Source organism: Pseudomonas sp. SWRI50, assembly GCF_014269095.1.
In the GTDB taxonomy this organism is placed as follows: Bacteria; Pseudomonadota; Gammaproteobacteria; order Pseudomonadales; family Pseudomonadaceae; genus Aquipseudomonas; species Aquipseudomonas kermanshahensis.
This window is the reverse complement of the sequence record NZ_JABWRW010000018.1, coordinates 1-13,223: the sequence shown is the minus strand read 5'-3', so window position 1 is coordinate 13,223 and position 13,223 is coordinate 1. Positions and strand designations below refer to the sequence as shown.

The 13,223-nt window shown below is 64.1% G+C and carries 12 protein-coding genes and 1 tRNA gene; 5 read left to right on the top strand and 8 right to left on the bottom strand.

Annotated elements, in window-relative coordinates:
• Positions 1 to 61: 61 nt before the first annotated feature.
• The 3 genes from HU750_RS18545 to HU750_RS18535 all read right to left on the bottom strand — a co-directional run bounded on the left by HU750_RS18545 (position 62) and on the right by HU750_RS18535 (position 4,354).
• Positions 62 to 2,464: a DUF3772 domain-containing protein gene (locus tag HU750_RS18545; protein ID WP_186681689.1), complete on the bottom strand. Its 2,403-nt coding sequence runs from the start codon at positions 2,462 to 2,464 to the stop codon at positions 62 to 64.
• 56 nt (positions 2,465 to 2,520) lie between these two features.
• On the bottom strand, positions 2,521 to 3,579 hold the full coding sequence (gene ada, locus HU750_RS18540; protein WP_186681687.1) for a bifunctional DNA-binding transcriptional regulator/O6-methylguanine-DNA methyltransferase Ada: 1,059 nt from the start codon (positions 3,577 to 3,579) through the stop codon (positions 2,521 to 2,523).
• 148 nt (positions 3,580 to 3,727) lie between these two features.
• A complete protein-coding gene (locus HU750_RS18535; protein ID WP_186681685.1) occupies positions 3,728 to 4,354 on the bottom strand; it encodes a DNA-3-methyladenine glycosylase family protein in 627 nt (208 codons plus the stop codon).
• A gap of 172 nt (positions 4,355 to 4,526) precedes the next feature.
• On the opposite strand from HU750_RS18535, the gene HU750_RS18530 reads away from it, so the two are divergent.
• Together HU750_RS18530 and HU750_RS18525 are read left to right on the top strand one after the other, a co-directional pair.
• Positions 4,527 to 5,042 carry a sigma-70 family RNA polymerase sigma factor gene (locus HU750_RS18530; protein WP_027594502.1) on the top strand — a complete coding sequence of 172 codons (516 nt, stop codon included), beginning with the start codon at positions 4,527 to 4,529 and terminating at the stop codon, positions 5,040 to 5,042.
• The gene (locus HU750_RS18525; protein ID WP_186681683.1) at positions 5,029 to 5,985 is read left to right on the top strand and encodes a FecR domain-containing protein; all 957 of its coding nucleotides are present in this window, start codon (positions 5,029 to 5,031) and stop codon (positions 5,983 to 5,985) included. The genes HU750_RS18530 and HU750_RS18525 overlap by 14 nt, the downstream gene beginning before the upstream one ends.
• A gap of 11 nt (positions 5,986 to 5,996) precedes the next feature.
• On the opposite strand, the gene HU750_RS18520 is transcribed toward HU750_RS18525, so the two are convergent.
• A complete protein-coding gene (locus HU750_RS18520) occupies positions 5,997 to 7,154 on the bottom strand; it encodes an MFS transporter (protein ID WP_027594504.1) in 1,158 nt (385 codons plus the stop codon).
• 491 nt (positions 7,155 to 7,645) lie between these two features.
• Entirely contained in the window at positions 7,646 to 8,860 is a 1,215-nt protein-coding gene (locus HU750_RS18515) for an MFS transporter (RefSeq protein ID WP_099428299.1), read from the bottom strand.
• Between the two features lie 192 nt (positions 8,861 to 9,052).
• Between HU750_RS18515 and HU750_RS18510 the strand changes: the two genes are divergently transcribed.
• Complete coding sequence (locus HU750_RS18510; RefSeq protein WP_186681794.1) at positions 9,053 to 9,976, top strand: FecR family protein; 924 nt, start codon at positions 9,053 to 9,055, stop codon at positions 9,974 to 9,976.
• A gap of 95 nt (positions 9,977 to 10,071) precedes the next feature.
• Positions 10,072 to 10,148: transfer RNA gene (locus tag HU750_RS18505), tRNA-Met, on the top strand.
• Positions 10,149 to 10,239: 91 nt separating this feature from the next.
• Here the strand turns inward: HU750_RS18505 and HU750_RS18500 are convergent.
• Both HU750_RS18500 and HU750_RS18495 read right to left on the bottom strand, forming a co-directional pair.
• Complete coding sequence (locus tag HU750_RS18500) at positions 10,240 to 10,488, bottom strand: FecR/PupR family sigma factor regulator (protein ID WP_186681680.1); 249 nt, start codon at positions 10,486 to 10,488, stop codon at positions 10,240 to 10,242.
• Positions 10,489 to 10,757: 269 nt separating this feature from the next.
• Positions 10,758 to 11,375: a LysE family translocator gene (locus HU750_RS18495; protein ID WP_186681678.1), complete on the bottom strand. Its 618-nt coding sequence runs from the start codon at positions 11,373 to 11,375 to the stop codon at positions 10,758 to 10,760.
• 163 nt (positions 11,376 to 11,538) lie between these two features.
• On the opposite strand from HU750_RS18495, the gene HU750_RS18490 reads away from it, so the two are divergent.
• Entirely contained in the window at positions 11,539 to 12,456 is a 918-nt protein-coding gene (locus HU750_RS18490; RefSeq protein ID WP_186681676.1) for a LysR substrate-binding domain-containing protein, read from the top strand.
• On the opposite strand, the gene HU750_RS18485 is transcribed toward HU750_RS18490, so the two are convergent.
• Complete coding sequence (locus tag HU750_RS18485) at positions 12,396 to 12,980, bottom strand: D-Ala-D-Ala carboxypeptidase family metallohydrolase (RefSeq protein ID WP_027594510.1); 585 nt, start codon at positions 12,978 to 12,980, stop codon at positions 12,396 to 12,398. The genes HU750_RS18490 and HU750_RS18485 overlap by 61 nt on opposite strands.
• Positions 12,981 to 13,223 lie beyond the last annotated feature (243 nt).

The window sequence follows — 13,223 nt, the reverse complement described above, 5'->3', positions numbered from 1 at the left end:
TGCTAGCGCAAACCTGTGGGAGCGGGCTTGCCCGCGAATGGGCCGCACAGCGGCCCCGGCTTCACGCCGGCTCGTCAGCCGGGCGCGCGCCCTCTTGCACCAACACCATGCTTTGCGGCGACGACAGCGGGATGCCCTCATCGCGTAACCGGCCAAGAATGGTGAACAGCAGGTCACTGCGCGTGCCCGACACCTGCCGCGGCCCCGCTACATAACCACTGACGCCAATGACCATGCCACTGGTGGTCAGGTCCTTGAACGACACCGAACACGCAGGTGCATCCAGTATCGCTTCGTGCTCCTGGTACGCCGCCAGCAGCAATTCCCGCACACGGTTGGCATCGGTTTCCAGCGGCAAGGTCAGGGTAATGCTGACCACACCAAGGGCATTGCCCATGGTCACGTTGCGCACGTTTTGCGAGATGAACTGCGAGTTGGGCACGATCACCGTCGAGCGGTCGGACATCTGAATCTCGGTGGCGCGCACATTGATGCGGCGGATATCACCCTCGACACCGGCCAGGCTGACCCAGTCGCCCACCTTCACCGGGCGCTCAGTAAGCAGGATCAGGCCGGAGATGAAGTTCTGCACGATCTGCTGCAGACCAAAACCGATACCGACCGACAGCGCACTCACCACCCAGGTCAGGCTGGTCAGGTTGATGCGCAGGGTCGACATCACCAGCATGGCCAGGAACAGGAAGCCCAGGTAACCCACCAGCGTCACCAGCGAGGCGCGCATGCCGGCGTCCATGTCGGTTTCTGGCAGCAGGCGCTCGCTCAACCAGCGCTTGAGCACACGAATACCGAACATGCCGCCGAAGAACATCACCACCGCCAACAGGATGTCCTGCGGCACGATGTTCATGTTGCCGAGCATCTTGCCACCGGTATCGTCCCAATCCCCCAGGCTGAGCAGCAATTCGCCGGGGCTGGTGCCCGACGGCGTCAAGGCCAGCAATACCGCCAGGAACAGCAACACAGTGCGACCAATGCCGGCGAGAATCGTGCTGGCCTGGGCCTGATGACGCGGCGCCAGGCCCAGCGTCGACGCCAAGGCCAGGCCACCGGGCTGACGAGGCGAAAGCAAGGTCTCGCACAGGTCACCGAGGAAGGTGGTCAACAGGTAGGCACAGGTGGCCACCACGCTGATCCACAGCAACTTGGCGGTCAGGAAGTAGGCCAGGGTCAGGAAGCCGGCCAGCAGTGCCAGCACGATCAGCCCCACCCACACCACGATGACGAAGGGGATCAGCCCCGCCAGGCCGGTCGGGCGCTCCAGGTCATGCTGGCGCAAGGTGCGGCGGTAGCGCAGCAAGGCCACCGAGAAAATCACCGCCACCACCAGCGCGGTCAGGCCGTTGGTGGCCACGGTCAGCGCCAGGCTGGTGCCGATCACGCTGTTGATGCGCTCCTGGGTCAGCAGCACCATCAACGCCAGAGCCAGCAGTTTGGGGAACCAGCCCAGGGCGCTGGCCACTTCATCGTGGATCGGCGGCAGGCGCCAGGACGGGCGCTGCAGCATCAACATGGCGCGGCCCAGGCCCGAAATGAAGGCGCTGAACACCACCAGGGTAAGGATATGGTTGGTCAGGCTGGCGATGTCCGAACCCAGCTCGGCGCTGCTTTCCAGGCCCCAGCGCAGCAGCGACACGGAGCCGGCGATGGTACCCAGCGTCGCCAGGCTGACGCTCAGGGCCAAGGCGCTGCGGCGCAGGCGGCCTTCCGGCAGCCATCGGATCATGGCGTCTGCCAACAGGCGTTCGAGCAGGCGACGGACCAAGGTCCAGACCAGGATTGCCGCCACCAGGCTGGTCAGGAACAACCAGCGATGCTCGGCACTGAACGCGCTGGCCACGGCATCAGCCGCCTCGCCGCGCAGGTCTCGCAGGCGACTCAGGTCTTCAGCGGTAGGGCGGATCAGCGATTGCCAGAACGCCGGGGTCAGCGGGCTGGTCGCGCGGCTGGTGACCTGAGAGTTGAACTGGCTGCGGCGCAGGTTGACGATCTGCGTGGACAGGTCGCGGGCCGACTGGGTCAGCTTGGTCGCCTGTTCCTGCTCGGCCAATACAGACTTTTTCTGTGCCTCGAGGTCCTTGCGCTGAAGCGTGATGGTCGCGGTCTCGTCCGGCTGGGGCGGGCCAAGCACCTTGAGTTTGTCGTCCAGGCCATCGACGTCGGTGGTCCGCAGCGCACTCAGTGCATCGGCCTGACGCTGCACCTGCATGGCCGCCTGGCGCAACTGCGAGAGCACGTCGTCATTGGCGTTGCTGGTGACGCCCTGGCGGATCTCGTCGAGTCGGTCATTCAGTTGCTCAAGGCTCGCGTTTTCTTCGAGCACCGGCAGTTCGGCAGCGGCCAGGCTGGAGACTGGCGTGGCCGGTGCGGACCAGGCCGGGGTGGCCAACGCCACCATCAGGGCCAATACGCCTAGGCAATAACGGGCAAGGCTGACACGCCTCATCGAACATTCCTCTATACATTTCGATTTGGCGGGGGATTCTACGCGGCTTGAGGCGATCAGGAGAGTGCCGTTTCTCGCGTGAGCAGTTGCTGCTTGCGCTCGACGCCCCAGCGGTAGCCGCTAATGTCGCCATCGCGGCGTACCACCCGGTGGCACGGGATGGCCACGGCAATGCGGTTGGCGGCGCAGGCCATGGCCACCGCGCGCACCGCCTTGGGTGCGCCGATACGCTCGGCGATGTCGGTGTAACTGACCCGACAGCCGGCCGGCACCTCGCGCAGGGCCTGCCAGACCCGCTCCTGAAAAGCCGTGCCTTGCACATCCAAAGGCAGCGCCAGGCCCAGTGCTGGCGCTTCGACAAAGCCCACCACCTCGGCGACCACGCGTTCATATTCGTTGTCGCCGCCTATCAGCCGGGCGTTTGGGAACTGGTCCTGCAACGCGTGCAGCAGTGGCTCGGGGTCATCACCCAGCAGGATCGCGCAAATGCCCTTCTCGCTCTGCGCCACCAATATCGCCCCCAGCGAACACTGGCCCAGCGCAAAGCGAATGGTCGCCCCCTGCCCGCCGGCACGGTAGGCCTTGGGGCGCATGCCCAAGCGTTGCTCGGCACTTTCGTAGAAGCGGCTGTTGGAGTTGTAGCCGGCGTCGTAAATGGCATCGGTGACTGAGCGCTGGTCATTTTCCAGGTGCTCGCGCAGGCGCCTGGCACGAAACGCCGAAGCGTAAGCCTTGGGGGTCAAGCCGGTTTCGGCCTTGAACAGGCGGTGCAGGTGAAAGGGGCTGACGGCCAGTTGTGCACTGAGTTGGTCGAGATTCGGCGAAATCTCGTCGCCCTCGAGCAGGCGGCAGGCGCGGGTGACCAGCTCGCTACGCCGGGTTGCAGTGGCACGGCTCGCGCTTGTGCAACGCTTGCAGGCCCGGTAACCCGCAGATTCGGCAGCGGCGGCATCGCTGTAGAACGCGACGTTTTCGCGCTTGGCCATGCGCGCTTTGCAGCCAGGGCGGCAGTAGATACCGGTGGTGCGCACGGCGTAGACGAAGTGACCGGCGGCGTTACCGTCGCGAGCCTGCACGGCCTGCCAACGTTGTTCGGAGGTTGTGTAGGGTTTCATCGCGGGTTACCTCTTATCTTTATCGCCTGTACCGGCCTCTTCGCGGGCAAGCCCGCTCCCACAGGTACACCACGGGTCCCGACGACAGTGGAGACCATGTGGGAGCGGGCTTGCCCGCGAAGAGGCCGGTGCAGGCACAGCAAATACCTCAGGCCCGCCACAGGTACCAGGCCGCCACGGTGCGGAACGGGCGCCAGCCACCGCCCAGCGAGCGCATCTGCGCCGGCGTCGGTGCCTTCTCCAACCCCTTGAGCCGACGATACCCCTCACGCACCGCGAAGTCGTCGACCGGCAGAATGTCCGAACGCTCAAGGCAATAGATCAGCAACATCTCCACCGTCCAGCGCCCTACCCCGCGCAAGGCCACCAGGCGCTCGATCAACGCGTCATCGGGCATGGCCAGCGCCTCCTCGCGGCTGGGCACCACACCCGCTAGGCGGGCCTGGGCAATGCCCTGAACCGTGGCTGCCTTGCTCGCCGAAAAGCCGCACGCACGCATCACCTCTGGCGTTACAGCCAGCAATTGCTGCGGTGCGGGAAAGCCGCCTTCAGGGAACAGCGCCAACAGCCGGCCCAAAATCGACTCGGCAGCGCGTGCATGCAATTGCTGGTAGGCAATCGCCCGTACCAGCGCCTCATAAGGCTCGCGTCCCGGCGTCGCCTGGTGCAGGCACGGCCCGATCGCTGCGATATGCCGCGCCCAGTCCGGGTCCGACTCGGCCAGGTAGCGGGCAGCTTCCCGGTAGGCTTCGGGCGAAAGGTCAGCCAGGATCATAGCGGCTCCAACACGTCGACTAGAGGCCTAGCTTAGCCCAACCGTTCATCGGCGAAACGCCGGATCTTGCGCGGCTAATTCCTGGCATACCATTGCTCTGCGGCGTGTTACCCGCATAGAATTGAGAACTATTCACAATCGCGCACGCTCACGGGATCAGGCCTTCGATACGATGCAGATCAACGACACGCTCAAGCCCACCGAGGTCGCTCTGCTCTATCAGTCCCACCACGCCTGGCTAAGCAGCTGGCTGCGCAGCCGGGTCGGGTGCCATGAGCATGCCGCCGACCTGGCCCAGGATACCTTCGTCCGGGTGTTGCGTGCCCGTCAGGCATCACCGCTCAAGGAGCCCCGCGCCTACCTCAGCGCCATCGCCCGTGGGCTGATGATCGACCAGTTCCGCCGCCGCGCCCTGGAGCGGGCCTATCAGGAAAGCCTGGCCCACCTGCCGGAAGCCGAAGTGCCCAGCGAGGAACACCGGCTGGTCATCCTCGATACGCTGGAACGCCTCGACCGCGCCCTGCAGGCGCTGAAGCCGCGGGTGCGGCAGGCCTTTCTGCTGGCCCAGATCGACGGGCTGAGCATCGCGCAGATCGCCCTGCAGCTGGATGTGTCCCGCGCGACCATCGAGCGCGACTTGGCCAAGGCCCTGGGTGTCTGCTACCGGTTGCGTTATGCCGAACGCTGAGAACGCCCCCGCGCAAACCCAGGTCGACCAGGCCATCGACTGGCTGGTCAAACTGCGCTTCGACACCCCCAGCCCGCGTACCGAGCGGCAATTCCAGCAATGGCTGGCCAGCCACCCACAAAACCCTCAGGCCTGGCAGCGTGTCAGCAGCCTCAGCGACGAGCTGGCCGGGTTGCCCAAGGCACTGAGCCGACGCACCCTCGACGCCAGCCAGCGCCAGCACAGCAGCCGCCGGGACCACCTCAAGCTGCTGGCGCTGTTGGCCGTTGGCGGCAGCCTGGGCTGGGCCGCGCGCGCGCCCTTGGGCCTGCCGCAGCTACTGGCCGACAGCAGCACCGCGGCAGGTGAGCGCCGGCAATTGCAAGGCAGTGATGGCAGCCGTATCCAGCTCAACACCGCCAGTGCCATCGACCTGCACTACAGCAGCCAACAACGACTGCTCGAACTGATACGGGGCGAGGTCAGCCTGGACGCCAACGCCAACGACAGCCGCCCCTTCCGCATCGATACCCGTGTCGGCACCTTGGGCACACTCGACGGCCAACTGCTGCTGCGCGAAAACGACAATGGCTTGTTGGTGGCCGTACGCCGTGGCGAGGTCACACTGTTCCCCGCGTCGCCTTCAGCGCGGTTGGTACAGGCTGGCGAAACCTTGCAGGTGCAGGCCAACGGCAGCTCGCAGGCCGTGAGCCTGCGCAGCGACCCGTGGGGCTGGACCGACGGCGTGCTCAGCGTGCAGCAGATGCCGCTGGGCGAATTCGCGGCGGAGCTGGCCCGCTACCGCCCGGGCCTGCTGCGCTGCGCCGACGAAGTGGCAAACCTCAAGGTCTCCGGCACCTACCAGCTGGCCGATACCGGGCAGATTCTGCAATTGCTCACGCGCAGCCTGCCGGTGCGGGTCGAGTACCGCACACGCTATTGGGTGAGCATCGACGCCGCCTGAACCCCGCGTGGTCAGTCCGCCACCGCGCGCAAGCGCCCTGCCCGCCGGTACGACTGCCGGGCAAAACAGACGAACAACCCTGCCATGATCGCCAGCGCCATCGGCAACCCGTGCGGTGCCACATCCATCGCCGCGCCACTGACCAGCGGCCCGATCAGGCTGCCCACACCCCACAGCAAGCCGACGCTGGCATTGGCCGTGACCAAGTCCTGCCCTTTAAAGCGCTGCCCGATCAGCACCAGCGCCAAGGTGTAGATGCCCCCCGCCACTGCGCCCAGCACCACCAGCAGCGGCCACAGCAACCAGGTCATCTGCAGCAGCCACGGCAGGCCGATGCCGATCAGCATCGCCACCAGGCCGCACACCAGGTGCAGCCCGGTGCGCTCGACCCGGTCGGCCAACCAGCCCAAAGGCAGCTGGAACAGCATGTCGCCAGCAAACACCACCGTCACCATCAGCGCCGCCACACCCACGGCAAAGCCGTGGCTGGTGGCGTACACCGGCAGCAGCGACAGCACCACGGCGTCGAAGAAGGAGAAGAACAGCACCGCCACGCACAAGGCCGGCGCCACGCGGAAGAACCCGGCCAGGCCGAAGCTTTTTTCGCCTTCTTCATGCTCGACGTAGTCGTTGGGCACGGTCAGCACGATGCACAGCAGCGCCAGGCCATAGCAGGCGGTGACCACGCCAGTGATCCACGGGCTGTCGGCGCCCAGCACGGCCAGCATTGCCGGGCCGAGTACCTGGAAGCCGGTAAAGCTGGTGGCGTACAGGGCCATGATTTTGCCGCGGTTATGCTCGGGGCACAGCTCGTTGACCCAGGACTCGCCCAGAATGATAGCGATACCCATGCCGATGCCCAGGCCCAAGCGCAGCAACGCCAGCAGCCAGATCGAGTCGAAAGCCGACTCCAGCAAGGCGATGCTGACGGTGCACAGGCTGAAGCACAGCAAGTAGATGGTGCGCCGGGTCAGGCGCCGGCAGCAGGCGTCGACCATGAACGCCGAAAGCATCATCCCAGCTGCCGGGATGGCCGAAATAATGCCGATTTCCAGCGTGCCTGCGCCGGCCTCATGCAGGCGCAACGACACCAACGGCAGGCTGGCCCCGAGGCTAAAGCCCACCACCGACACGGCGAACAACAGGCCCGCCAGCAAACGCATGTTCATTTACCACTCCTTGCAAACTGAAAAGACGAGCAAACACGAGCGCGCACGCCGGGACGGCGGACGACGCAAAGGCGCGGATCAGTTCAGGGCAAGGTGAGGCGAGAAGGTGAAGGCAAACAGCACGCTGCGCCGACGCTTGAGCACCGTGTCGCTCGGCCACGCACGACGCAGGGCCTGGAGTGCAGGCTGGCGAGCAGGTGGGAGGGACGGGTTACGGCGCATTGCTTTGACTACGCAGGTTGGAGAAAAGAGGCGGCACTCTAGGCTAACGGTGGTCGGGCCGTCAATCATCAGGGGGCGTGGGAGCGGGCTTGCCCCGCGAACACCGGCGAAGCCGGTGCCATGCACCGCGTAGCCCCATTCGCGGGACAAGCCCACTCCCACAGGGTCCTCACAAGGTCTGAGCCTGCGCAGTTACCTGTGGGAGCAACTGTCTTCTTGTGGAGGCTGGCCTTGCAGGCGATTGGGCTGCGCAGCAGCCCCTTACAGGCTCAACGCTTGCCGGTAGACGGCAGGAACACCGCCAACAACCCGAACAACGGCAGGAACGAGCACACGCCATACACGTACTCGATACCGCGCAGGTCCGCAACATAACCCAGCAGCGCCGCGCCAATACCGCCGAAGCCGAACATCAGCCCGAAGAAGATCCCGGCAATCATGCCCACGCTGCCCGGCACCAGCTCCTGCGCATACACCACGATGGCCGAAAACGCCGAGGCCAGGATGAAGCCGATCACCACGCTCAGCACGGTGGTCCAGAACAGGTCGGCATACGGCAGCGCCAGGGTGAACGGTGTCACGCCCAGAATGGAGAACCAGATCACCGCCTTGCGCCCGATACGGTCACCGATCGGCCCGCCGAAGAAGGTACCGGCCGCCACCGCGCCCAGGAACAGGAACAGGTGCAGCTGCGAGCTGGCCACCGAAACGTCGAACTTTTCGATCAGGTAGAAGGTGAAGTAGCTGGTGAAACTGGCCATGTAGAAGTACTTCGAGAACACCAACAGGCCTAACACGATCAGCGCCGCGATCACCCGCTTGCGCGAGATGCCATGGGTGGCCTGCACCGCCTTGCGGGCCTTGGCCTGGTTGAGGTGCTCCTTGTACCAGCTACGCAGCATCAGGGTCACGGCGAAGAAGAACAGCCCCGCCAGGCCAAACCAGGCCACGTGCGTTTGCCCGAACGGGATGACGATCGCCGCCGCCAGCAGTGGCCCCAGCGCCGAGCCGGTGTTGCCGCCTACCTGGAAGGTCGATTGGGCCAGACCAAAACGCCCGCCCGAGGCCAACCGCGCGATGCGCGAGGTTTCTGGGTGGAAGGTGGACGAACCAATGCCCACCAGCGCCGAGGCCAGCAGAATCATCGGGAAGCTGCCGACAAAAGCCAGCATCACGATCCCCACCAGCGTGCACAGGGTGCCCATCGGCAGCAGGTTGGGTGCGGGCCGGCGGTCGGTAAAGAAGCCGACCCAAGGCTGCAGCAGCGAGGCGGTTATCTGGAATGTCAGGGTGATCATGCCGATCTGGGCGAAGCTCAGGTCGTAGTTGGCCTTGAGCATCGGGTAGATCGCCGGCAGCACCGACTGGATCAGGTCATTGATCAAGTGCGCCAGGGCGCAGAAGCCGATGATGCGCATCACCAACGGGTTGGCAGGGTTCGCCGCTGCGCTGGTGGACGCCGTGGAGGTGCTACTGATGGCCATGTGCCTGAATCTCCGTCCGCAGGTTTGGGATCCGATTATCGGGAAACAAATAGATACATAGCTACCTTTTTTATCCCTCCGTCGAAACGTACTTGTAAATGGTTCTCAATATAATTAGCATCCTCGACTCATTCCCCTGTCATCGTTGGGCGAAACGGCCCCTATCGTGAGCAGACCGATCCCATGAGCCCGATGCCCGCCAAGCAACTCCAGCCCGACCCTCAGCAGGAAGCCCTGGAGTGGTTTTCCCGTTTGCGTCAGCCCGGCTGTGACGAAGGCGAACGCCAGGTGTTTGCCGCCTGGTGCCAGGCGCCGCAGAACGCCCAAGCCTACGCTGAACTGGAAACCTTCTGGCAACAGCTGCAACCGCCACCGGCACGCCCCCGACCGCGGCAGATAAATACGCGCCGCAGCCACCTGGGCAAATGGCTGGCGCTGCTGTTTTTGCTGGTGCTAGGCGCTGTGGCCTACCTGTACTGGCCACTGATGCAACGCCTGGGCAGCGAACTGCACACCGACGTGGGCGAACGCCGCAGCTTGCGCCTGCCCGACGGCTCTACCCTGCACCTGGACAGCGCCAGCGCGATGAACGTCGACCTGCGTGGCCGTACCCGCCAGCTGCACCTGGTACAAGGCCAGGTGTACCTGGAGGTCCTGCTCGACGGCCGGGCCATGGAGGTAGACGTGGGCGATGCGCGCATCCAGGTATTTGGCACCCGCTTGCAAATCGCGCGCTATGCGCACCACGACGAGCTGGTGGTGCTCAGTGGCAAGGCCATGGTTGTGCAGGGCGGGGAGCAGCGCCTGGTCTCGGCGGGTGAACGGGTGAGCTTCGACGGCACACGGATCAATACTGTGCAAAAAGCCGATCCGAAGACCGCCGACAGCTGGCGCAACGGCCGCCTGCGCGCCACTGATATGCCGCTTGGGCAAGTGTTGGAGCGCCTGGCGGGCTACCAGGGCGAACGGCTGTGGATAGTCGACGCACACACCGCCCATCGGCGCGTGAGCGGCGATTTCAACCTCGACCGCCCAACCGAAAGCCTCGCCGCACTGGCCAGCGCCCAGCATTTGCAGCTGCACAGCGTGCTCGGGCACTGGCTGATCGTTCGCTGAAGGCGGGCCTGGCGGCTAAGTTTTTGAAAGCGTGCAAATTTTTTTTGAAATGAGTGTTGACAGGGGGGCATCACAAGGGAATAATGCGCGCCATTGGCTACATAGCTCAGTTGGTTAGAGCATAGCATTCATAATGCTGGGGTCCGGGGTTCAAGTCCCTGTGTAGCCACCAAACATGATAAAGGGCTTACCGAAAGGTAGGCCCTTTTTCTTTGCCTGTGAAAAAGTTGCGGCGTCTCCGGCAACTGACCCAGTGCGATGTGCTAAACCCACACAGCTGTAAGCAGTGCTAGCACTGCCACCAGGGCCAGCACTTTAATTGTCTGAGCCGTACGCGCGGCAGGCGCATGCTCGTGCGAAGAGGTCAGGGTTTCCTGCATGCGCTTAAAGGCTTCGATGTGCTCTTCATCTTGCGCCAGCCAGACACGAAAAGCCTTGCGCTCGCGGCCACTGGGCTGGCCGTCGAGGCGCGCCAGCCATTCGACGGCTTCGTGTAGGATTTCAGGGCTCATAGCGGCGACCCAATGAGGCATTGGCGCAACCACACCAGCAGCCACTGGTGACAGCCCCTGCACCAGTCATCCAGGCAGTCTGCGGCGGGGAATGGAGGTATTTTCATCGCGATGCTTCGCAAATGGGAATGATTCTATTCTAAATTGCCACTACCCGACATGCAATCACCAGCTTGACGCAGGCATATCACTTGCCTGTTCGAAGGATCCTGCCTGATACGATCACATCGCTACAACTGATAGAAGTACCAGGTGCCCACCCTGCCCTGTCAGCGCACACTCGCCATTACAACTGCCAGACCAAGGCCGATCAGCGCCAGGCCAATCACTCGGTCCATCATGACTTGCCGCTCGATCATCGCCTTGCGCAACGCCGTGCTGGAGAAGAACACCGCCACCAAACTGAACCACACCCAATGGGCAAACGACATGAACGCGCCGTAAGCGAAGTCCAGCGCCAGCGGGCTGCCCGGCTGCACCACCTGGGTGTAGGCGCTGATGACGAAGAGCATTGTCTTGGGGTTCAGGGCATTAGTCAGAAACCCAGTGCGCAGTGCCGCCCACAGGCTGGCGCCGGTGTCTTGGCCAACGCCGTCGAGGTGGATGCGCGTGGTGTTGGTCAGCGATTTATAGCCTAGGTAGATCAGGTACCCAGCACCGACGACCTTCATGAACAGGAACAGGGATGGGCTCTGGCTGATGATCACAGCGATGCCCAGCACCGTATACAGCACATGCACCTGCACGCCCAAGGCGATCCCCACGGCAGCCGCCAGTCCGGCTTTACGGCCCTGTGCATAACTGCTGCGGGTGACCATGGCGAAGTCGGCCCCCGGGCTGATAATCGCAAGGATGGTGAACAGGGCTACGGCGATAAGTTCGGTCATTGGCGGGTCTCGATTGGCGATGAAAATGCACAGACACGCCGATTATCCTGGGCTTATGGGCCGCTAAAAATCGATTTATAGTGGCGGATATTCGATAGTTTTTCTCACAGAGGTGCAGTGCTTGCACTGCCCGCGAAGAGGCCGGAACAGGCACCACAAAACCATGAAACTGCCCCCTCTCAACGCCTTCCGCTACTTCGACATTGCCGCCGAAACCGAAAGCTTCGTGCGCGCCGCCGAGCGCCTGCATGTCACCCACGGCGCGGTCAGCCGGCAGGTACGGCTGCTTGAGGAAAGCCTCGGTATCGAACTGTTCGAACGCCGCAACCGGGCCATCTTCCTCACCGCCGCCGGCCGTGCGCTGCATGGCACCACCCAGGCCATGTTCGAACAGCTCGAAGGCGCCGTGCAGCGCCTGCAACAGCAGGAGCGCGACAACGTGCTGGTGCTCTCCTGCGAGCCCACCATCGCCATGCGCTGGCTGATCCCGCGCCTACCGCGCTTCCACAGCGCCCACCCCGACCTGCAACTGCATCTGGTAGCCGCCGGTGGGCCGCTGGACTTCGCGCGCAGCGGCGTCGACCTGGCGCTGCGCCGCGATGACTTCCACTGGGACCGCCAACTGCATCACCGCAAGATCTGCGACGAATGGATCGGCCCAGTCTGCCGCCCCGTCGCCGCCACCGGCCTGGACGGCCAGCGCTTATTGCACAGCCGCACCCGGCCCAGCGCCTGGCCCACCTGGCTGCGCCTGAGCGAACAACGGGCCAGGCACACCCAGCGCAGCGACTATGAGCATTTCTATTTGTCGATCCAGGCCGCCAGCGCGGGCCTGGGCCTGGCCATGGGGTCAGCCTTGATGGTGCGCGACGAACTCGACAGCGGCCAACTGCAGGCCCCTTTCGGCTTCTTTCGCGACGGCTCTGCCTATCATCTGCTCAGCCCGCAGCCGCTGGACGAGGGTGGCAAGCGCCAGCGTTTCGCCGAATGGGTGATCGACGAATGCCAGGCCTGCCTGGCTCACTTGGGTTTGATACAGAACGACGACCCGGCGCTGCCATCGCCACCCCAGGTGCGGTAGCCGGCCGTGTCGACATGAATACGACCTGACGGGTAGCGGCCCAGGCCCATGTTCCAGGCTTGGCCATGCTGTTGCCAGAAACGGCACAACGGGTTGGGGTCAGCCCAGGCCGGCAACAGCATATCGACGGCGAAGGCACGGGTGTGGGCGCTGTTGGCGGCGCCACCGGCACAGACGTTCAGGCGCGGGTCACGGTAGGCTGAAACCACCTCGAACTGGCGCAGGATGCCTTGATCGCCGAGGGTTTTGAGCAGCGACAGCGTCGAGCGCACCGCAGGCCATTGGCTCGCCGGTGGCACCGCAAACGGCGACGCCCGGCACAGCTTCCAGTCCGAGGCCGAGCGAAGCAGTTGGTGAATAGGCACCACCCCGTACAAGCGGGCGTCTACCAGCATCTCGCGGAACGGGCGAGTCTGATGATCGCCAGCCCATTGAGCGAACATCCACACGTCGCGGTCATCGGCCTGCGCCGCATTGACCGCCCACATCCCCGCCACCAGCAGTAGCCACTTCGTCCCTGTCATCCCTACTCCCGGCTCAAGCCTCATGGCCTGTAATTGGGGCCGCTTGGCAGCCCATCGCCGCGACTGGTCACCACGACAATGCCTCAGGTATAGCGCAGTATAGAAAGGCTCCCACACCTGTGGGAGCTCCTATGTTCTGGTCAAGTTTTTCCGGACACCGATTACGGTGATCAAGCCGCTTGCTGCTCCATGGCTATTGGCGACAGGTAGTTGTTGTAGCTGTGGAGCCTAATGCGGTTGTAA